Origin of the sequence: Rhizobium sp. BK512 (genome assembly GCF_014194915.1) — a bacterium.
Lineage (GTDB): Bacteria > Pseudomonadota > Alphaproteobacteria > Rhizobiales > Rhizobiaceae > Rhizobium.
Genome location: NZ_JACIAS010000002.1, coordinates 30,915 through 49,767, shown reverse-complemented (window position 1 = coordinate 49,767; position 18,853 = coordinate 30,915). Strand labels below are relative to the sequence as shown.

The 18,853-nt window shown below is 60.8% G+C and carries 17 protein-coding genes and 1 pseudogene; 10 read left to right on the top strand and 8 right to left on the bottom strand.

The genetic code is table 11. The features are described 5' to 3' along the window. The first annotated feature begins 133 nt into the window (after nt 1-133). The 6 genes and pseudogenes from FHX06_RS06040 to FHX06_RS06015 all read left to right on the top strand — a co-directional run bounded on the left by FHX06_RS06040 (nt 134) and on the right by FHX06_RS06015 (nt 4,359). Complete coding sequence (locus FHX06_RS06040; RefSeq protein WP_183878467.1) at nt 134-442, top strand: hypothetical protein; 309 nt, start codon at nt 134-136, stop codon at nt 440-442. Beyond that, nucleotides 443-949 carry a hypothetical protein gene (locus FHX06_RS06035; protein WP_246715501.1) on the top strand — a complete coding sequence of 169 codons (507 nt, stop codon included), beginning with the start codon at nt 443-445 and terminating at the stop codon, nt 947-949. Nucleotides 950-1,021: 72 nt separating this feature from the next. Further along, nucleotides 1,022-1,135: pseudogene (locus FHX06_RS36165) on the top strand (IS5/IS1182 family transposase); the annotation flags it as partial. Between the two features lie 265 nt (nt 1,136-1,400). Further along, nucleotides 1,401-1,643: a hypothetical protein gene (locus FHX06_RS06025; protein ID WP_312866449.1), complete on the top strand. Its 243-nt coding sequence runs from the start codon at nt 1,401-1,403 to the stop codon at nt 1,641-1,643. A 260-nt stretch (nt 1,644-1,903) separates the two neighbouring features. Next, nucleotides 1,904-3,739: a PAS domain S-box protein gene (locus FHX06_RS06020; protein ID WP_183878465.1), complete on the top strand. Its 1,836-nt coding sequence runs from the start codon at nt 1,904-1,906 to the stop codon at nt 3,737-3,739. A 173-nt stretch (nt 3,740-3,912) separates the two neighbouring features. Beyond that, nucleotides 3,913-4,359, top strand: coding sequence for a DUF2721 domain-containing protein (locus tag FHX06_RS06015; protein ID WP_113116331.1), 447 nt, complete (start codon nt 3,913-3,915; stop codon nt 4,357-4,359). 187 nt (nt 4,360-4,546) lie between these two features. Here the strand turns inward: FHX06_RS06015 and FHX06_RS06010 are convergent, their stop codons facing one another. Then, complete coding sequence (locus FHX06_RS06010; RefSeq protein ID WP_183878463.1) at nt 4,547-5,347, bottom strand: AraC family transcriptional regulator; 801 nt, start codon at nt 5,345-5,347, stop codon at nt 4,547-4,549. A 74-nt stretch (nt 5,348-5,421) separates the two neighbouring features. On the opposite strand from FHX06_RS06010, the gene FHX06_RS06005 reads away from it, so the two are divergent. After that, nucleotides 5,422-6,363 carry an NmrA family NAD(P)-binding protein gene (locus tag FHX06_RS06005; RefSeq protein WP_183878461.1) on the top strand — a complete coding sequence of 314 codons (942 nt, stop codon included), beginning with the start codon at nt 5,422-5,424 and terminating at the stop codon, nt 6,361-6,363. A gap of 165 nt (nt 6,364-6,528) precedes the next feature. Here FHX06_RS06005 and plsY read toward each other — a convergent pair whose 3' ends face one another. Next, a complete protein-coding gene (gene plsY, locus FHX06_RS06000) occupies nt 6,529-7,185 on the bottom strand; it encodes a glycerol-3-phosphate 1-O-acyltransferase PlsY (RefSeq protein ID WP_246715499.1) in 657 nt (218 codons plus the stop codon). A 253-nt stretch (nt 7,186-7,438) separates the two neighbouring features. On the opposite strand from plsY, the gene FHX06_RS05995 reads away from it, so the two are divergent. Beyond that, complete coding sequence (locus FHX06_RS05995; RefSeq protein WP_183878457.1) at nt 7,439-8,740, top strand: serine hydrolase domain-containing protein; 1,302 nt, start codon at nt 7,439-7,441, stop codon at nt 8,738-8,740. Nucleotides 8,741-8,986: 246 nt separating this feature from the next. On the opposite strand, the gene FHX06_RS05990 is transcribed toward FHX06_RS05995, so the two are convergent. Then, nucleotides 8,987-9,685 carry an HAD family hydrolase gene (locus FHX06_RS05990; RefSeq protein WP_183878455.1) on the bottom strand — a complete coding sequence of 233 codons (699 nt, stop codon included), beginning with the start codon at nt 9,683-9,685 and terminating at the stop codon, nt 8,987-8,989. A 221-nt stretch (nt 9,686-9,906) separates the two neighbouring features. Next, entirely contained in the window at nt 9,907-10,605 is a 699-nt protein-coding gene (locus FHX06_RS05985; RefSeq protein ID WP_183878452.1) for an SDR family NAD(P)-dependent oxidoreductase, read from the bottom strand. A 140-nt stretch (nt 10,606-10,745) separates the two neighbouring features. Between FHX06_RS05985 and FHX06_RS05980 the strand changes: the two genes are divergently transcribed. Together FHX06_RS05980 and FHX06_RS05975 are read left to right on the top strand one after the other, a co-directional pair. Next, nucleotides 10,746-11,642 carry a LysR family transcriptional regulator gene (locus FHX06_RS05980; protein WP_183878450.1) on the top strand — a complete coding sequence of 299 codons (897 nt, stop codon included), beginning with the start codon at nt 10,746-10,748 and terminating at the stop codon, nt 11,640-11,642. 321 nt (nt 11,643-11,963) lie between these two features. Further along, a complete protein-coding gene (locus FHX06_RS05975) occupies nt 11,964-13,073 on the top strand; it encodes a sulfite oxidase (protein WP_183878448.1) in 1,110 nt (369 codons plus the stop codon). Nucleotides 13,074-13,519: 446 nt separating this feature from the next. Here the strand turns inward: FHX06_RS05975 and FHX06_RS05970 are convergent, their stop codons facing one another. Genes FHX06_RS05970 through FHX06_RS05955 form a run of 4 tightly spaced genes read right to left on the bottom strand, consistent with a single transcriptional unit; the run spans nt 13,520 to nt 18,743 of the window. Further along, nucleotides 13,520-14,971, bottom strand: coding sequence for an HlyD family type I secretion periplasmic adaptor subunit (locus FHX06_RS05970; protein WP_183878446.1), 1,452 nt, complete (start codon nt 14,969-14,971; stop codon nt 13,520-13,522). Continuing rightward, nucleotides 14,968-17,112 carry a peptidase domain-containing ABC transporter gene (locus tag FHX06_RS05965; protein ID WP_112546011.1) on the bottom strand — a complete coding sequence of 715 codons (2,145 nt, stop codon included), beginning with the start codon at nt 17,110-17,112 and terminating at the stop codon, nt 14,968-14,970. The genes FHX06_RS05970 and FHX06_RS05965 overlap by 4 nt, the downstream gene beginning before the upstream one ends. 40 nt (nt 17,113-17,152) lie before the next feature. After that, nucleotides 17,153-17,461 carry a hypothetical protein gene (locus FHX06_RS05960; RefSeq protein ID WP_018114923.1) on the bottom strand — a complete coding sequence of 103 codons (309 nt, stop codon included), beginning with the start codon at nt 17,459-17,461 and terminating at the stop codon, nt 17,153-17,155. A 49-nt stretch (nt 17,462-17,510) separates the two neighbouring features. After that, nucleotides 17,511-18,743, bottom strand: a complete 1,233-nt coding sequence (locus FHX06_RS05955; protein WP_018114922.1) for a GTP-binding protein — start codon at nt 18,741-18,743, stop codon at nt 17,511-17,513. Nucleotides 18,744-18,853: the final 110 nt, after the last annotated feature.

Genomic DNA, 18,853 nt, shown 5'->3' with positions numbered 1-18,853 from the left:
CGTTCGAGGACTCGATCAGCGGAATGCGCTGCGCGAGAACGGAGGTCTGGATCGCAGTGCCAAGCTCTGTGAGATCATGTTCTCTGTTTCTGACATCGTTTGCGAGTTCTGGATTTTGGGCTATGTCTGCTAGATGTCTGACGCCACATTGATTGACAGCTTCATCGCATGGGGAGCGAGGCTTGCAGCAGCAACTCGGTCCTCAGCCTTGAGCATCCATGTTGAAGTTTGCACTCCCACGCCGAATCCCGCCGCCAAAATCGACATTGAAAACAGCGAACTTATCGCGCGCATTACAATGTGGTCCGACGGGAATTTCCATGCGGAGGCAATTGACGCAGCAACCTCATCGACGGTCGTGTCACGTCACGGCCACGCAGTGGCGAGCGCCGCCTTCGGCGAAGAGTTCAATGATATCTTGAAATTGTTCGCGATCTATTGAATGACCGTTAGCGGGTTCACGGCCCAATCAACTTGCCAGATCAAGCCTTGCAACGCAGGCATCGGAAGAGCGAAAAGCATTATCTCCGAGAACGACATCAACGCGCTATCGTTCGAGTTCGATCGCTCGAATATGTTTGAGCCGCTTTTGCGGGCTGACCCGTCGTTTCATGGAAAGTGGCAGACGTTCCAGGAGGAATATCAATCTGACGACGAGTTGCCACTTTACTTGGCACTGTCAGAGCTTGCCCGTCATCTGATTGAGGATTTGGAAACCGGCAACACGCATCGATTTGACGCGGTCTTTGATGTTGTCGAACGCTGGCACATCGAGGGCGATCCGTATGTTAAAGAGGCGGCTACAGTAGGTCTCCTCGAAGATTTGCAGAATGGACATTTGCATCGCAAAACTCGCCCTGACGATTTTCTTCCATGGCTGCAGCCGGAAACTCTCGTATGGTGGGCTAAGGTCCATGATTCCTGGGACAAAGGAAGGCCGATAATTTAAGCCATTCCTCGGAGGTTGGGTTCCGAGAAGATGGGTTTCAGATTCACCGAGGCGTTTATTTGGAGGCCTCTAGTGACCCGTCGCCGGTTGGACGTGGCTGATTTTGAGTGAAGCACCGTCCAGCTGCTGCCGAACAAGCCACGCGGCGTCCCTCGCGTAGATGATCGCAGGGTTCGGAATCCTGTGGCGGTCCCGGCTTGCAGTGGGCGGGCGTACCCGAGCGACCTCTCATATTTGGGGTCAGGTTACAGCGCTGCCTGCTCAGACCCAAAGTCCCCTTCCCGCAGCCTGAATCCCGGAAGCCGTCCGTCTCCTTTCGGCCCCGAAGCGGTCATTCCCGAACCCAACGACACCGGCCAGGAAACTGCCACCTGCCATTACATAGCTGCCTTGCATCATCGGAAGTATCCGTTTGCCCAAGATGAGATCATAAGGCACGTAGCTGATGTACATGAAAGTCTCCAAGATGGATTGGATCCCCGTAGTCCTCGTTATCTTCAAGGTTCTCGCATTGGGAATTGCCATGTTCTTCGCCATCAAGTGGCATTACGACCGAGGAGAAAAGGGCGAGAGGCGAGCGTTACTGCGCACGGGCGGCACGATGGTCGCAATGTTTGCGCTGGCGCTGCTAGGCACGGGGCTCGTCGCCTTCGTCCTTGGCGGGATGCTCGGCCTGGACTTGAGCCTCCCCTGATCGCGTCGACAGTGTCGGGAGAACGATAGCACTCAAGCGAAAGAAGGCTCTCTTCGCCGGGCACTCACCGCTATCGTCAGCGGCCACAGAGCCAGATCGACGTGCCGATGCCGTGAAATTATTCGCGGCGGACAAGCGGCTGAAACCTGCTTTCGCCCAGACCGGACGTCAGCTTTGAAATAGCCGATCTACCATCGAGTTGTGTGATAAGTTGTGGCCTATCGACTTCGTGAGCGATGTCCTGCGCGAGGAGCTTGGCTGTGGCTGATGCACGAGAACTGGAGCGCCTCCTCTCGGACGCCAGGGCCGAGATCGACGTCTTGCGGCAGAGCGAGGCGAAGTTTCGTGCGGCGTTTGAAACCATGATCGAAGCCTGCTGCGTCTTCGACATGATCTACGACGACTTCGGCAGGCCTGTCGATTGGAGGATCATAGAGGCCAATGCCGGGTACGAACAGCAGAGCGGATTGAAGGATGTCGCAGGCAGGTTGGCCAGCGAATTCATGCCTGGAACGGAGCCATACTGGATTGAAATGTTCGGCAGGGTGGTTGAGACCGGAGTAGCCGAGCAGATTGAAAAGTGGCACCAGCCGACCGGACGATGGGTTCACAGCTCTACCGCACGCGTCGGCGGCTCTGGAAGCCGGCGCCTGGTCAGCGTCTTCTATGACATCACCGAACGCAAACGCGCCGAGATCGCCCTGCGTGAAAGCGAAAACAGGTTTCAGCAGTTTGCCAATGCGTCCTCATCCGGCCTTTGGATCAGAGACGCAGAAACGTTGAGAATGGAATTCGTCAGCCCCTCCATCGCGACGATCTATGGCACCGAACCGGACGCGCTCCTCGGCGACATCAAATACTGGGCCGCGATGGTCCTGCCCGAGGATCGGGAGACCGCAGGCCATCACATAGCGCAGGCCTGTCGTGGTGACCCTGCTATTCACGAGTTCCGCATTCGGCGAGACGACGGTTCATTCCGTTGGATCAGGGACACGGATTTCCCCCTCTTTGACGAGAACGGCAATGTGCAGCGCGTTGGCGGCATCGCGGAAGATGTCACCGAAACAAAGATGGCCGTGGAGCACCAGGGCGTCCTGCTGCATGAACTGCAGCATAGGGTGCGCAACATCATGGCGGTGATCCGCTCCATGGCCGTCAGGTCTGCGGATGGGGCTGCGGATGTGGAAGACTACAAGACGTCCCTTGCTGGACGTCTTCTGGCCCTGGCTCGGGTCCAGACCCTCCTCACGCGCCAGGCCAATGCGGGCGGATGGATGCGTGACATCCTCGAAAGCGAAATCGGGGCACAAGCTCACTCCGAAAATCAGTATGAACTGACAGGCCCCGACATCATGCTATCCCCCAAGGCCGTGGAAGTTCTAACCCTGGCCTTCCATGAGCTATCGACCAACGCCCTGAAATACGGCGCGCTCTCGGTCAGCAGGGGAAAGGTGACTGTCACCTGGACCCTTTTCGAAAAGCGGGAAAAAACCTGGATCGCAATCGACTGGGTCGAAGAAGGCGCGCCATCGCGTGCCCCGCCGACCCGCCGCGGCTTCGGCTCGGAGCTCATCGAGGCCAGGATTCCTTACGAACTGCGGGGCACTGGAAAGACGACGATCGAGCCCGAGGGCGCCAGATGTCATATCGAGTTTCCGCTTCGCGAAGCTGAGAGCATTCTGGAAACCGATGCGCCCGTACCGACGCGGCTATATGGAGGAACTGTCGATATGACCGGAGCACCTGACCTGAGCGGCAAGACGATCCTCGTCGTGGAAGACGACTATTACGTTGCGTCGGACACTGCCGCTGCTCTGCGCGGCGCGGGCGCGGTCGTTCTTGGACCCTCCCCCACAGCGGAGGACGTAGCACATGTGCTCGAACATGAGACCCCGACCTCGGTCGTTCTCGACCTGAATCTCGGCGGTGGGGGCCCGAAGTTCGAAATCGCGCATCGATTGCTGGAGCGCGGCATACCGTTCGTCTTTCTCACGGGATACGACCCGGACGTGATCCCTGATGACCTCGCCAATATCAAGCGCCTGCAAAAACCGATTGCGCTGCGCGAAGTCGTGGAGGCTGTCAGCAGGCTCTGATGCCCCAATGCGGATGACCGCAACAGGCGCAAGGCGGCCAACCCTGAATCTCGGCTGTCGGCCCAATGCCGACCTCACGTGAGCCTTTCAGAGTTCCCTTTTTCGATTTGCCTTCATGGAAGCACCCATCGTATGGATTTCCTGTTGCAGCATCGAATTGATACGGAATCCATATGGACACCCCGCCGATCATAGTCGACTACGCTCAGGTAATCCAAACCTCCCTTGCCCCGGTATTCCTGCTCGCTGGTACAGCGGCGTTTGTCGGAATCTACGTCACCCGTCTAGGGCGCGTGTCGGACAGGCTGAACGAGGCAACGGACACTCACCTCCCCCGAGAGAACCGGTTGCACCAGCTCGTCTATCTGCGAAGCCGGACTTTGATCCTCGAGGCCGCGGTCATACTTGGCGTTGTCGCCGGCATTTGTACCTGTTGCGCAATCCTCAACCTTCTTTCGGGCGCGCTGGCAATCCGGCTCCGGCCAGAAAATCTCGTGTGGTTCTTTGGTGGCGCGATCGTTTCCCTGATGTCTTCGTTGGCAGCCTTTCTGTTCGAACTCATCGTGTCGGGCCACAGCATGCTGCGACAGATCAGGATGGATCGAGATCGGGGTAGCTGAGGCATTCCGCAAGGACGCATGCCGATCAAGGAAGTCGTTCGCCTGCTGTCGGATGTTGCGCAGCAAGCCGATGTCGTGGGTCTGGGCATCACGGAGTTCCTGCCGTGGGACATGGTCATCGTCCGGGATATGTTGCGTGAGCTTCCCATTTTTGGGAGACGGTGGCCAGGTGCTCCGCTGTCGCAAATCAGCTCGCGAAGTAGCGCGTCGGCGTTGTGCCCAATGCCTTTTTGAACATGACGATAAAGGCGGTAGCGGATTCATATCCAAGGTCGCTCGACACCCTCTGGACCGTCGCGCCGCCGGCCAGTTCGCGCAACGCGATGACGAGGTGCAGTTGCCGCCGCCACCGGCCGAAGGTCAGGCCCGTTTCCTGGACCATCAGCCGCTTCAAGGATCGCTCGCTCATGGCAACGTGCGCCGCCCAATCGACCAGGGTGCGACGGTCGCTCGGGTCCGCCATCAGCGCAGCAGTGATCGCGGCGATCTTGGGATGGCTGGACGCGGGCAAGTCCAGCCCCTGTATCGGCATTTGCGCGAGTTCATCCAGCAAGACCCGCACCATGCGGCCGACATGATCGTCCGGAGCAGAATTGACCGGTACATCCGCCAGCCGCAGGATCATCTCGCGCAGCATCGGCGACACGGACAGAGTGCAGCACTCCCGCGGCAGCCTCGCCGCTTCGGGCTGAACGAACAGATAGGACAGGCGTGCGTTGGACGTGACCTGGTTGCTGTGGGGCACGCCGCCGGGTATCCAGATCCCGCAGTCTGGCGGGACAATCCAGATGCCATTCTCCGTCCTGCATGTGACGGCCCCGTGCAGGGCCAGGATGAGCTGCCCTTCCCTGTGCTGGTGCTGGGGCACTTCAGCCTCATAGTCGCTGAAGTCGAGGCGGACGGCGATGGCTGGGCGATCTGACCAGTCGGGATCAAAATCGTCGTAGCAGGAAGGCAGCTTTGCGGATTGGCCCGATTTCGAGATCATTTGGCATTATCTCCAAATTCGCACAGGCAGCAATAGTCTACACCTCGGTGACCAACAACCGAAAGGAGACTGCCATGCGAATTTCCGTCGTCGGCGCCACGGGACGAGTCGGCGCCAAGCTGACCCGCACCCTGCTGAGATCAGGGCATCAGGTCAGAGCACTGTCGAGAGGTGGCCCGGCGCTCGACGCACTGGTCGAGCTCGGAGCAGAGCCATTCCTCGGAAGCTTCGACACCGGAGCGGGAGAGCTTGACCGGTTTTTCCAGGGTGCGGATGCCGCGTTCCTGATGGTCAAGACCGATTGGAACAACATCGCGGGACACTACCCCGCCGTTGCCCGGCGCTTTGTCGATGCGCTCGAAAATTCCTCCGTCAAACTGGCCGTCAGCCTGACGGCCATGGGTTCGGACGTGAAGGGGAAGACCGGTCATTTCGAGTGCTTCCACGATCTGGACGAAAAGCTCAACGAACTCGGCAATATCGATCTGGTCCACCTGCGCGCCGCCTGGTTCATGGAAGACGTGTCGGCGTGGACGGGGCCGGTTGCCAAATATGGTCGCATTGCCTGGTTCTGCAAACCCGACTTGAAGATGCCCTGGGTGGCGACCGATGACATCGCATCGCTGGCAGCGAAGGAACTGACCAATCCGAGGGGCAGACACCGCGTCTATCTCGAAGTCGGCTCGGAAGATGTCTCGATGAACGAACTGGCCGCGATCATTGGCAGGGAGATCGGCAGGCCGGTGGAGTACCGATACATCGAGACGACCCGCAAAGACGTGGAAGCCGAATTTCTGGCGCGGTTCGGCACGCCGGAAAAATGGCAGGACGACACCCTGAGTGCCGACGCGTTGAACAATGGCATCGTAAGGTTCCATGGGGAGCACGAGGATCGCCTGAAATTGCCCACGACGATGGAGGCGTTCATCGGTGACGTCTGGAAGCCGCGCTACCTGGAGGCGGTCAGAGCGGGAGACCAGCGAGAGACGTTTTCCATGTGGACCGCCAGGGACTAGCGCTGGTTCTCTTGAATTGTCCCGGCAATTTTCAGTCCTTACCGGATGCTACCGCAAACTATTTTATTGCGGTGGCCATATGACCGCAATTGGCGCAAGGCGGCCAACCCCAAAGTCGGCTGTCGGCCCGAAGCGGACAAGCCGCAGGGTCGGACAACCTCCCATTCACTTCCCCTGCCCCAACCGTGGCTCCGTACCTGCAACGAGCCTTTGAATGTTGGCCTGATGCCGAACAACGACGTAAAGCCCGCCAACAACGACGAGCAGTCGATAAGGAGTCGGGTGCTCCAGGCCGAAGACGAGCACGATGGCGGTTAGTGCGGCAAGAATCGAACTGAATGAAACGAGACGGAAGGCCGCGAGCGTCAGAATCCATACAGCCGCTGCACCAAGCCCCACAGGAAGAGAGATCGCCAATAACACGCCAAGACCAGTTGCCGCAGACTTTCCGCCCCTGAACCCCAACCATATTGAACGGCCATGGCCAAACAGCACCGCTAGGCCAGCAACACAGGTATACCAAGGCACCAAATACTGGGGGGCAATGTCCGGCGATGATGTGAACGATGGCTGCGCGATCAGCCAGGAACAGTAGCGGGCGGCGAAGAGTATTGCCGCGGCGCCCTTCAGGACATCTACGACAAGCACACAGAAAGCTGGCCCTTTACCCAGGGTGCGCAATACGTTTGTCGCGCCGGTGGATTTCGACCCGTATTCCCTTATGTCAATGCCGCGAAGCATCCTTCCCATGAGGTATCCCGTTGGGATCGAACCGAGAAGATAAGCGATGAGCAATCCGCTACTGAGTGCAATCCAAACCATAAGACTACCCGCTGCCGCCATCTCTAATAAGAGCGTTAGGGCATCCCTTCGGCACCAACGTCAAGTCTGCAATCGGCGTAAGGTTGCTCGAATATGGATGGCAGCTATCGGCCCCAAGCGGACATAGATGGTCGCATTGACCCAAGGCCTCCGTCGCCACATTCAATTTGTCATTGCCTACGGGAGGTCGAGAATTCCTCCCGATTGACCGCCCTTCAGTTGTCGTGTCTATTTGTCACCAGCATCCCGGCCCATGGCGTTTTGCCAGCTGGGCCAGTATTTTATTCCCGATCTGTCATGTTCATTTCAAGAATGGCTAACTTCCCGGAGGGGCGGCGCGATCATGGAACTGGCTAGATGTCGAGGACTCGCCGCAGCAATCGTCCTTTTTGCCACGGGCACGGCGTTTGCCGGCGAAACGCCCACGCAAACTCAGCGCGTACAGAAAGCGCTGGACGCCTGGCTCGCGGAACGCTCACCACTCGAGGGTGTCACCGGCATCGCCGCCTATGTCAGCCTTGGCGCATCAGGTCCGAACATCGAAGCCTTTGCAGGCAAGACCGGAAGAGCCGATGACGATGCGCCGGTAGACCAGAATACCCTCTTCGCCATGGGCAGCACGTCGAAGTCTTTCGCCGCCGCAGTGATCCTGAAACTGGAAGCCCAAGGGCTCCTCTCCATCGATGACACGGTCGGAAAGTGGTTGCCGCAATATCCCGCCTGGGGCAGCGTCAGCATCCGCCGCCTTCTCGATATGACCAGTGGTATCCCGAATTATTCCGAGACCGAATTCATTTCGCGTAGCTGGGTAGAGCAGCCGAAACGCGACTTGACCGCGGAAGAACTGATCGCCGCGGCATATCCCGACGGCAGCAACAACCTGCCGGTGACCGAAGGGTATCACTACTCCAACACCAACTACATTCTCGCCGGCCTGATCGCAGCCAAGGCGACGGGCAAACCCTATCAGGAGCTGGTCCGTGAACTGATAATCGAGCAGCACGGCCTCCACTCCACCTTTTACTCTCCGGGGGCCCACCCACCGGACGTGATCGCCCGCTTGGCGCACGGCTATTTCGAAAACACCGCTTGCGCCGAATACCAGCCGTCCGACTGCAAGGAAAGTTGGAACAAGCCGATGATCGGTCGCGACGTGCGTGAAGACAGCACCTCCTGGGCTCAGGCCGCGGGCGGCGCTATCTCCAACGCGCGCGATGTTACCCGCTGGATGCGCGCCGTGTTCGAAGGCCGTGTGGTGCCGCCGAAGCAACAGGCCGAATGGATGTCGATGGTCTCGACCAAGACAGGTGAACCGATCGCGCAGGTCAGCGAGGAGCATCCTCAGGGCTTTGCCCTCGGCCTCGTGCAGGGCATGATACCGGGCGGCCCGGCCTGGTTCTATCAGGGAATGACCCTGGGCTATCGCACTCTTTATGTGTGGTACGAGAAGGATGGCATTCTGATCACCGTGCAGACCAACAGCCAGCCGAACGACGACGCAAACAAGCTTTCCGAGGCCGTCGAAGCAATCCATTCAGCGATCAAGACAGAATAGACAATGGTCTCGATAAGGTTGGACGGCCGAATTGGCCCGAAGGGCAGTCGACGCGTGCATCGCATCCCCTCGGTCACCACGGCAACATGGCAAGGCGCGATGGCGGGTATCTTCGCTCAGCAGCCAATGCTCACTTGAGAACACAGATTCCGTCCCGGAGGCAATCGATCTTGCCTTAGCGGCTGCTTCTGGCGCAAAGCGGCCGACACTAAATGTCGGCTGTCGCCCAAAGCCACTGCGATCCCTTCACGCCACAGTACGGTCAGCCGAGGCCGCGAGGATCAGCTCGCAGACGGCCTTGAGGTCGCTGACAATACCGGTGCAGAGGGATTGGATTTCCGGCGTTGGGTGAAGAAGGTCGGGGACCATGAAGGTCATCATTCCGGCCGCCGAGGCAGAGCGAACGCCATTGTAGGAATCTTCCAGCGCGAGGCACAGGGCGGGATTGACGCCCAGTCTCTTCGCGGCAGTCAGGAACGGATCGGGCATGGGTTTGCTTGCCGCGTAGTCTCCGTATGCAATGACCGCATCGAAACGGCCTTCCAGACCATGAGCCGAAAGATGGCTCCGGACGGTAGAGTGGGACGACGACGTTGCGATGCCTCGCGGCAGTTCGAGCTGATCGAGGACATCGAGGAGTTCGAGGACGCCGGGTTTCAGCTGGAGTTCGGTCGCCGCCAGCGCCGTGAAATGGGCCATCACCGCTTCCCCATATTGATCCACCGGGAAATCCGGTCCCATCTGCTCCAGGATCAGAAGTCTGTTGCTGGCCCAGGGTACCCCTATCGTGCCCTGGATCAGCGTTATCGGCAGATTGAGCCCCCCGGCGCTTGACGCCGCGAGAAACGCTTGTTGATAGAGAGCTTCCGTATCGAAGATCAGCCCGTCCATGTCGAAGATCACGGCGGCGGGGATGTGAGGCAGCGTCATCGTTTGTCCATGCATCTATATTCCTGCGTCGCAGTCATAAGCAAAATCCGTGAAGGTTGGATCATTTTTCGATCTGGCGGGAAGTATGCGTATAGCGCGGTACCCTGGGCACTTTGTCAAACGCCCAATCGGCGGTTCGCCTTCCGAACGACATGGTTGGGCCGCTGTCGGCCCTCAGTGGTCATCTCCAGATGGACGTGATCTTCAGCGGCCGAAACGCCCCCGTTTGGCCTCGTTCAGCGACCGGCGCTCTGGCCACCGTCGACATGCAGGATTTCACCGGTGACGAACTCGGCCGAATCCAGGAACACGACGGCGCTTGCGACCTCGCTTGCTTCACCCATGCGGCCCAGGGGGTGGAAAGTGCCCAGCATTTCGTGATGTTCTTCAGGATGCATCGGTGTCTTGGTAACACCTGGCGCGACGGCGTTCACACGGATGCCCTTCTTGGCATACTCGATCGCCAGCACGCGCGTGACAGCATTCAGGCCGCCCTTGGTAAGCGCCGCCAGCGCCATATGACCGCCGCTGATGCCGTTGTCGATGCTGCCGGTGATATTCAACACATGGCCGCTCGAATGCTTCTCCATTTCGGCGATGGCCAGCTTGGTGATGTGGAAGAAGCCAGCCATGTTCACATTCATGACGGCATTGTAGTCTTCGATGGTGTTTTCGGTGAACGGCTTGCCGATGAAGATCCCGGCGTTGTTCACCAGCGTGTCGACTCGGCCAAATCGTGCGACAGCCTCTGAAATGACGCGCTGGGCGGTTGCGGGATCACCGATATCTCCAGCGACCGTCACGATGTTTGGATCTTCCGACGGCTCGACCGTTCGCGAAGTTGCAACAATGCGGTAGTCGAGTTTCCGGAACGCCTTGACGATTTCAGCGCCAATGCCCTGCGAAGCGCCAGTGACGATAACAACCTTGGTCATGATCTTGTCTTTCCGTAAAATATCCTCGGTGCGGTTGCGCATGGCATGCGGTCGGACCGTGTTGAAGCCGACATATTGTTTGTTTCGCCGCCCGTGATAAGGAATCCCGATTCAAAAGCACCTTTCGGGAAACGCGAGAAATGGATACGATCGACGCGTTGCGCCTTTTCGTTGGCATTGCCGAGACGGGCAGCCTGTCCGCAGCGGCTCGTCACGCGTCAGTGGCTACCTCTACGGTCACGGTCGCGCTGCAGCAGCTCGAGGAACGGGCGGGCGTGAGCCTCGTCACCCGCTCCACAAGGCGCTTGTCCTTCACCCACGAGGGACGGCAATTCCTTGCGGACTCGCGACGCATCCTGGCCGACTGGGATGCAGCGATCGTAGGTGCGCGTGGCGGGCTATTGAGCGGACCGATCAAGGTCACCGCCCCGCAGGAATTTAGCCAGCTCGGACTGGCGCTGATGGTCGATCGATTCCTTCTCGAACATCCGGCTGTAAAGATCACACTGCATTTCGCGGACGACGTCGTCGAGTTGGTCGGCAACGATATCGACGTCGCCCTGCGCTTCGGCCCTTTGAATGACTCGAGCCTGATGGCGCGTTTGCTGCTGCGAGGCAGCAGAGTCGTGTGCGCATCGCCGGCCTACTGGAATGAGCGAGGCGTTCCTCGCAAGCCGGATGATCTCACGGAGCACAACTGCCTTGTGCACGCACGCCCCGACGCTGCCTTCGCCGCCTGGCCTTTCCTGGTGGAAGGCAAGCCGATATCGGTCCGTGTTCAGGGAGATCGCGTTGCTAACGACAGCGGCGCCCTCCGCGATTGGGCACTCGCGGGACGCGGCGTAATCAGGAGGGGAGCCCTGGGTATCCGGAAGGAATTGAGTACCGGCCAGCTTGTAACCGCGCTTGATGTATTTTCAGTCGGGGACGCGAACCTGTATGCCGTCACGACAGGACAATTGCGCAACCAGCGCGTCATCGCATTCATCGATTTTCTCGAACAACAGCTTCTTGCTGCCTATCCGGCCGTACGCTGATGACTTGCGTGGATTGATTTCCGCGCGCTCACAGTTCGGCGGGGCGATACGCCTCCGGATGCCGGCCGATTCCCGCTTTGACCGCGAACTTGTCACCAACGATCGAGAACCCGAATATATCCGCTTCTGGCGCAAGGCGGTCAGGACCGCCGCCGGCCCCTTCGCTGTCGTTCGAACTCGATCCGGGGAACGTGCGGCATGTGCTAGGATGCCGCACGAATCCGAAATGCGACAGACGCGCTGCGAGGGGCAGTGTTATCGTAGCGGAATTCGCGCGACCGAGAGCCGACATTGTGTTCTTCAAAGGGGAAGACGAGGAAGATGCCGACAGCACAGCAACCCAGTCTGATAGTTCGACAGAAATCACCTGAAAACATCGAGTTTCCGTTTGCGTCGCTCTCCGATTGGCTGATCCCAGCCGAACTGTTCTTCGTGCGAAACCATTTCCCGTCGCCGGACCTCGATGCGCGAGACTGGAGATTGCGCATTGACGGGGCGGTGGAGCGGCCGATCGAACTTGACCTCGACAGCATCAAGGCAATGCGGAGAACGAGTTTGACCGCCGTCGTCGAATGCGCAGGCAACGGGCGCGTCTACTATGAGCCCCCGAGGGAGGGCTTGCAGTGGCAGAACGGAGCCGTCGGCAATGCCGCCTGGACAGGTGTTCTTCTGCGCGAGATCTTGGAGATGGCGGGCGTTAGGCAGACCGCATGTGAGGTTCTGCTCACAGGCGCCGACAGCGGCGTCGTCGACGCGAACAAGAAAACGGCCTCTCCCGGCCCCATCGCGTTTGCGCGCAGTCTGCCGCTTGAGAAGGCCATGGCCGACAGCACGATCCTTGCCTATTCGATGAACGAACGGCCGCTGACGCGCGATCACGGCTATCCGCTGCGCGCGGTCGTGGGCGGCTGGTTCGGCATGGCCTGGGTCAAGTGGATCACGCATATCACGGTTGTGGAGCGACCCTTCCTTGGCTACTGGCAGGCGCGCGACTATTTCCGTTGGGAGCGCGGCCTCGGGGAACCCACGCTGGTCCCGCTTGCGCAGATGGAGGTCAAATCGCAGATCGCGCGTCCCGTACAGGGGGCGCATCTCGTCGCCGGCCAACCGCACCGGATTTTCGGAGCTGCCTGGAGCGGAGAGGCTCCTATCCGGCAGGTGCAGGTCTGCACCGGAGATGGCAAGGGCTGGCGCGAGGCAAGGCTCCTCGAAACAGAACGTCCCTTTGCATGGCGCTTGTGGGAGTACATGTGGACCCCTGAAGACGTGGGGCAATATACACTGCGATCTCGCGCGACCGATGCGGCGGGGTGCGTGCAGCCCGACGTCCAGCGTTCCGACTGCGAGAGCTACGTGGCCAATTGGATCATTCCGGTGAAGGTTACGGTCGTTCCCGAGCCGAAGACCTACGAAGAGGAATTCGTGATTTGATCACCCGCCTTGGGGGAATGGCGGCTTTTGGCGCAACTGCGACCCGGTTGTCACTCGAGTTCGCTCTGGACGCCGACGCCCGCCTCAAATTCCCCTCATCCCTGTGCTCGTCACTGGGATCCAGCCTGCCCAAGTCTTTGGGCAGGAAAGACTTTTTTGCTTGAAGCATATTATGAGTCATTCACCGCGCAGACGCGCGGTGGCTGGATCCCTGTGACAAGCACAGGGATGAGGGAGGGTGGGGCAACGCCTCGTCCTTCCTGCAACGTTGGAGATCCGGAAGGCGTCGCGGCAGATTTTGCCGCCCGCCGTGTGGCGAACGACAGGTCGAGACCCGTGATCCGCCTCAGCATCAAACAGGTTTGGGGGCAGCGCCGTGAGCGGCGGCGCGCCCCCATCCCATGGCGTGTGCAGGAGGCCCCTCGCCTGCACCGCCGGCGGACCTCTCAGTTTGGTTCGCGGATCGCGTCATCCAGCCCGCGCAGGAGCGGGTAGAGGAAATAGGACATCACCGTCCGGTTCCCGACCTTGATTTCCGTCGAGACGGTCATGCCCGGCAGCAGCCGCACCGGCACGTCGGAAACGTTCAGCCTTGTATCCGCAAGCAGGATGCGCGCCTTGAAGAAGGGTGCGGCCGGCGGCTGGGCGGTGGTGGCGTTCGGGTCCTGCTGCTGGCCGGTCACGAAAGTGTCCTGGCTGATCGTGCGCACTTCGCCCGAGGCCGTGCCGTATTTCTGGAAGGGATAGGCATCGAGCTTGATGCGGGCTTCCTTGCCGACGGCGATGCGGCCGATGTCGCGGGTGTTGATCGAGACTTCCGCTTCGAGCGGCACATTGATCGGCACGAGTGTGACGACCGGCTCGGCCTCGCGCACGACGGAACCGACCGAGCGTTGCGCCAGATCGAGCACGACGGCGTCTGCCGGCGCGGTCAGCGCCACCATGTTGCGGCGCAGCTCCATCTTCTTCTGTTCCTCGCCGGCCATGTCGCGCTGGCTGCGCAGGTCGACGAGCTGTTCCATCGCGGCGCGGCGGAAATCCTCGACGAAGGCCTGGCGGTCGGCGCGCAGTTTCGCATAGGCATGGGCCGCTTCGTCGGCCTTGCCGCGCACGGCGGTGATATCGGCCTCGACATCGAGGCGTGCGTCGCGCGAGCCGAGCATGGTGAGCAGCGAGCCGCTTTCCTTGTCATAGAGCTTCTTTCGCGTCGCCTCGATCTGCGCGAGGTTGTCGCGCCGGTCGTTCAGCACCGCTTCCTGATTGCGGTTTGCCGCAATCACTGACGATTGTCCGGCGATCTGCTGGTCGAAATTCTGCAGCTGCGCCATGTAGAAGGCACGCCGCTGGCCGAAGAGCTGCACCTGCAGCTGCTCGTCCGGCGTATTGCCGGCAATCTTCGAATAATCCTCGCTGGTCAGCTCCGCCTCCAGGCGCTTCACCTGGGCGTCGAGTGCGGAAAACTTCGCCTTCAGCTGCCCGACATCGGCCTGGCTGAAGGTGGCGTCGAGCGTCGCCAGCGTCTGGCCGGCATGCACCACCTCGCCGGCCTTCACCTCGATCGTGCGGATGATCGAGGTTTCGAGCGGCTGCACGACGATGGTTGGCTGCGTGGTGACGAGCTTGCCCGGCGCAATCACCACCTCGTCGATGGAGGAGACGGAAGCCCAGGTGATGGCTGCGGCAAGCAGTGCGGTGACGCAATAGAGCGTCATACGGGCAACGCGCGGCGGCGCGCGTTCTTCCAGTTCGACGGCATCGGACTGGAACTCCGCAATGACAGGCGGCAGCGGCGGCCGGGCGACAAGCGCCCCGCCCTTGCCGGACCGGCCCTGTTCCGATGGCCCCTTCTCGGAAGGGACAGGCATGTTTTCGTCGGATTTTCTGACATGGGCGTTCATGCGACCTGCCTCATCTGCTGGGCCCAGAGATGGCGGTAGGTCATGCAGCGCGACACGAGCTGATCGTGCCGGCCGATATCGGCGACCTTGCCGCGATCGATGACGAGAATGGCGTCGGCATCGACGAGCGTCGAAAGCCGGTGCGAGACGATGATGACCGTGCGCCCGGCAGCGATGCGGCTGAGATTGTCACGGATGATCGCCTCGCTGTCCGGGTCGAGCGCGCTTGTCGCCTCATCGAAGATCAGGAGCTTCGGATCGGTGATCAGCGCACGCGCGATTGCCAACCGCTGCTTCTGGCCACCGGAGAGGTTGGCGGCATTTTCCTCCAGCATCGTGTCGAAGCCGCGCGGCAGCCGCTCGATGAACTCTTCCGCACCGGCGATGCGGGCGACCTGCATGATCTCCTCGATACTGGCATCGGGCTTGGCGGCGGCGATATTGTCGCGCACCGAGCCGCGGAACAGGAAATTATCCTGCAGCACGACGCCGATGCTGGTTCTCAGGTGCACGAGGTCGATCTCGCGGCTGTCGTAACCATCCATGCGCACCAGCCCCTCCTGGCTCTGGTAGAGCCCCTGGATGAGCCTGGTGATCGTGGTCTTGCCCGAGCCGCTCTTGCCGACCACGCCGAAGACGCAGCCTGCCGGAATGGCGAAGGAGACATTGTCGAGCGCAGGTGCCGCATCCGGCGCATAGCGGAAGCTGACGCGGTCGAATTCGATGCGGCCATGCAGATGCGGCCTGACACCTCGGCCGCGACCCGCCTGCTCCGGCCGCTGGTTCATGATTTCGCCGAGCATGCGCACCGAAAGCGCCACTTCCTGATATTCATGCACCATGGTGACGATCTGCACGAGCGGCCCCGAAACGCGGCCGGCGAGCATGTTGAAGGCAACGAGCGCACCGATCGTCATCGTGCCCGAGAACACGTCGAGCGCGCCGAGACCGATGATTGCGACACTCATCAGCTTTTCGAGAAGCCCCGTCAGCGACTGCGCGATGGTGGAGATCTTCTCGACGCGGAAACGCACGGAGATCGACTGGGCCGAATAATCGTCCCACACCTTGCGCTGGCGCGGCTCAAGCGCCAGTGACTTGACGGTGCGCATGCCATGCACGGTTTCCACCAGCAATGCCTGCCGGTCGCCCTCGGCCTGGTAGAGCGCCTTCAGGCGGCGCTGGAACGGGCCGACGAGCATCATCACCACGAGGCCGACAAGGGCTGCGAAACCGAGCACCACGAGCGTCAGCTTGACGCTGTAGAGAAGCAGGATCGGCACGAAGACGAAGAGCGACACACCGTCGAGAAGCGTCAGGAACAGGCGGCCGGTCAGGAATTCGCGGATACGCCCCGTCTGCTGCATATGCTTGACGAGAACGCCGGCCGAGGCCTGCTCGAAAAGCGCGATCGGCAGGTTGAGCAGATGGCCGAAGGTGCGGGTGGCGACGCGGATGTCGATCCTGTTCGTGGCGTAGAGCAGCAGGTAACGGCGCAGGAAGGAGAAGGTCGCGTCGAAGATCAGCGCGATGCCGATACCGACGGTCAGGACGGTCAGCGTCGCATAGCTCTGGTGCACCAGCACCTTGTCGATGACGAGCTGGAAGAACATCGGCGTCATCAGCCCGAGCCCGTAGAGCACGAAGGCTGCGAGCGCGACATCGCGGAAGAAGCTGCGCTGCTTGATGATTTCAGGCACGAACCAGCGGAAGCCGAAGGGCCGGTCCTCATCCGACATGCGATAGTTGCGCTTGAGCAGGATCACCGAGCCGAGCCAGGCCTTGGCGAACTGCTCTTCGCTGAGCATCATCACCTCGGCGCGTGAGGCCAGCGGGTCGAGAACCCGGATCCGCTCATCCTCGCCCTCCCCGATAGCGCCGGCGATGACCACCCAGTTGCCGTTGGTCAGTTCCGCAAGCACGGGGAAAGCCTCGCCGAGCTGGAACAGGCCGCGCCAGGTGAGATCGAGATGCCTGGCCCTCAGGCCCGCATCCTTGGCCATGCGCAACAGCTGCCGCACGGCGACGGGATCGTTGCCGACGGCATAATCGTGCTGCAGCCGCTCGGGCGCAAGATCGACGCCGTGATGGCGCGCGACGAGCGCAAGACAATGCAGGTTGGTATGCAGAAATCCACTCATGGCCCACCCGAAACAAAAGAGACCGAGGCTCTACTCGCTGTCAGTTGAAGTTCGGCGAGGCGTTCGAAGCGCCGGCCTGCGTCGCCTGGATATCGGCCGCCGCAGCAGCGGACATGTCGCCGATGCGGCGAACCGCGCCCGCTTCGACGAGGCCGCCAAGCGCCTTCTGCATGAGATCGACCGCATTGGCGAAGGCGTCGACCGGCATGATGATGCGCTGGCGGAAGACCGGCTTCGGATTGTTGTTGGCATCGCGGTCGGTCGCCGACAGCGACATCAGGTCGATGCGCACGATCGTGCCGGTGATGGTGATTTCGCCGATGCCGTCTGCATAAAGTTCGTTGCTCATTGTTCTCTCTCCCTCTGGTTGACGTCAAAACTGTTGGCCGGAAGCGGCTTCACACTTTTCGGCCCGATGCATGCATATCGTGCTGCCAGGCCGGAAACGGATCGCAAAGGCCGATGGCGCTCTCCGGGTCGAAACCCGTCTCCTCCCCGGTCAGGCAATCGTCGAGTGCCGCGCGGATCGCCGCCTCGTCGAAGCCGGAGCCGATGAAGACCAGCTCCTGGCGGCGGTCGCCCCAGACCTCGTCCCAATGCCTCTCGATCAGCTGGCGGAATTGCGGATGGCGCGGCCATTGCGCCTGCGGCACCGAAGCCCACCAGAAACCTCTCGTCCCGATGCGGCATTGCGTGCCGGCAATCGACAAGAGGCCGATCTCGTCCGGCCGCGTCGCCAGCCAGAAATGCCCCTTCGCCCTGATGATGCCGGCAAGCGGCGCTTCGAGCACGCGGGCAAGCCGCGCCGGATCGAAGGGCCTGCGGCTGCGATAGACGAAGCTCGAAATGCCGTATTCCTCGGTCTCCGGCACATGGCTGCCCCAGCCGAAGAGCTCCTTGTGCCAGAGCGGATGGCGGGCAGCCTTGGCCTCGCTGAAGAGGCCCGTATCCATGATCGCGGAAAGCGGCAGCTGGCCGAAGACAGCCTCGATGACGCGCGCATCCGGATTGAGCGCCGCGATCACCCGGCGAACCTCCGCAAGCGAGGCGCAGGGCACGTCGCCTGCCTTGTTGATGACCACGACATCGGCAAATTCGATCTGCTCGACCAGGAGCTCGACGAGCTTGCGCTCGTCATCGCCGTCGCGCCGCTCGCCGCGATCGGCAAGGAACTCGGCGCTCTGGTAATCGGCGAGAAGATTGACCGCGTCGACGACGCAGACCATCGTGTCGAGCCTCGCGACATCGCAAAGGGCCGCCCCGCTCTCGTCACGGAAGGAAAAGGTGGCTGCGACCGGCAGCGGCTCGGCAATGCCCGTGCCCTCGATCAGCAGGTAGTCGAAACGGCCGGCGCTCGCCAGCCGCCGCACCTCGCTCAGGAGATCGTCACGCAGCGTGCAACAGATGCACCCGTTGGTGAGCTCCACAAGCGTCTCGTCCGTGCGCGAAAGGTCTGCACCCCCTTCGCGCACGAGATCCGCATCGATGTTGACCTCGCTCATATCGTTGACGATGACAGCAACGCGACGACCCTCGCGATTACTCAGTACATGATTGAGGACAGTCGTCTTGCCGGCGCCGAGAAACCCGGCGAGGACGGTAACCGGCAATCTGTTGTCTGTACGCATCATCGATATTACTCGTTACACAGGCTTGGTCTGACATCCTCGCGGCCTCTGGAGCGCGCACCGCGCTCCAATTGTATTCACGCAATTCCAGCAAAACCGCTGCGCGCTTTTGC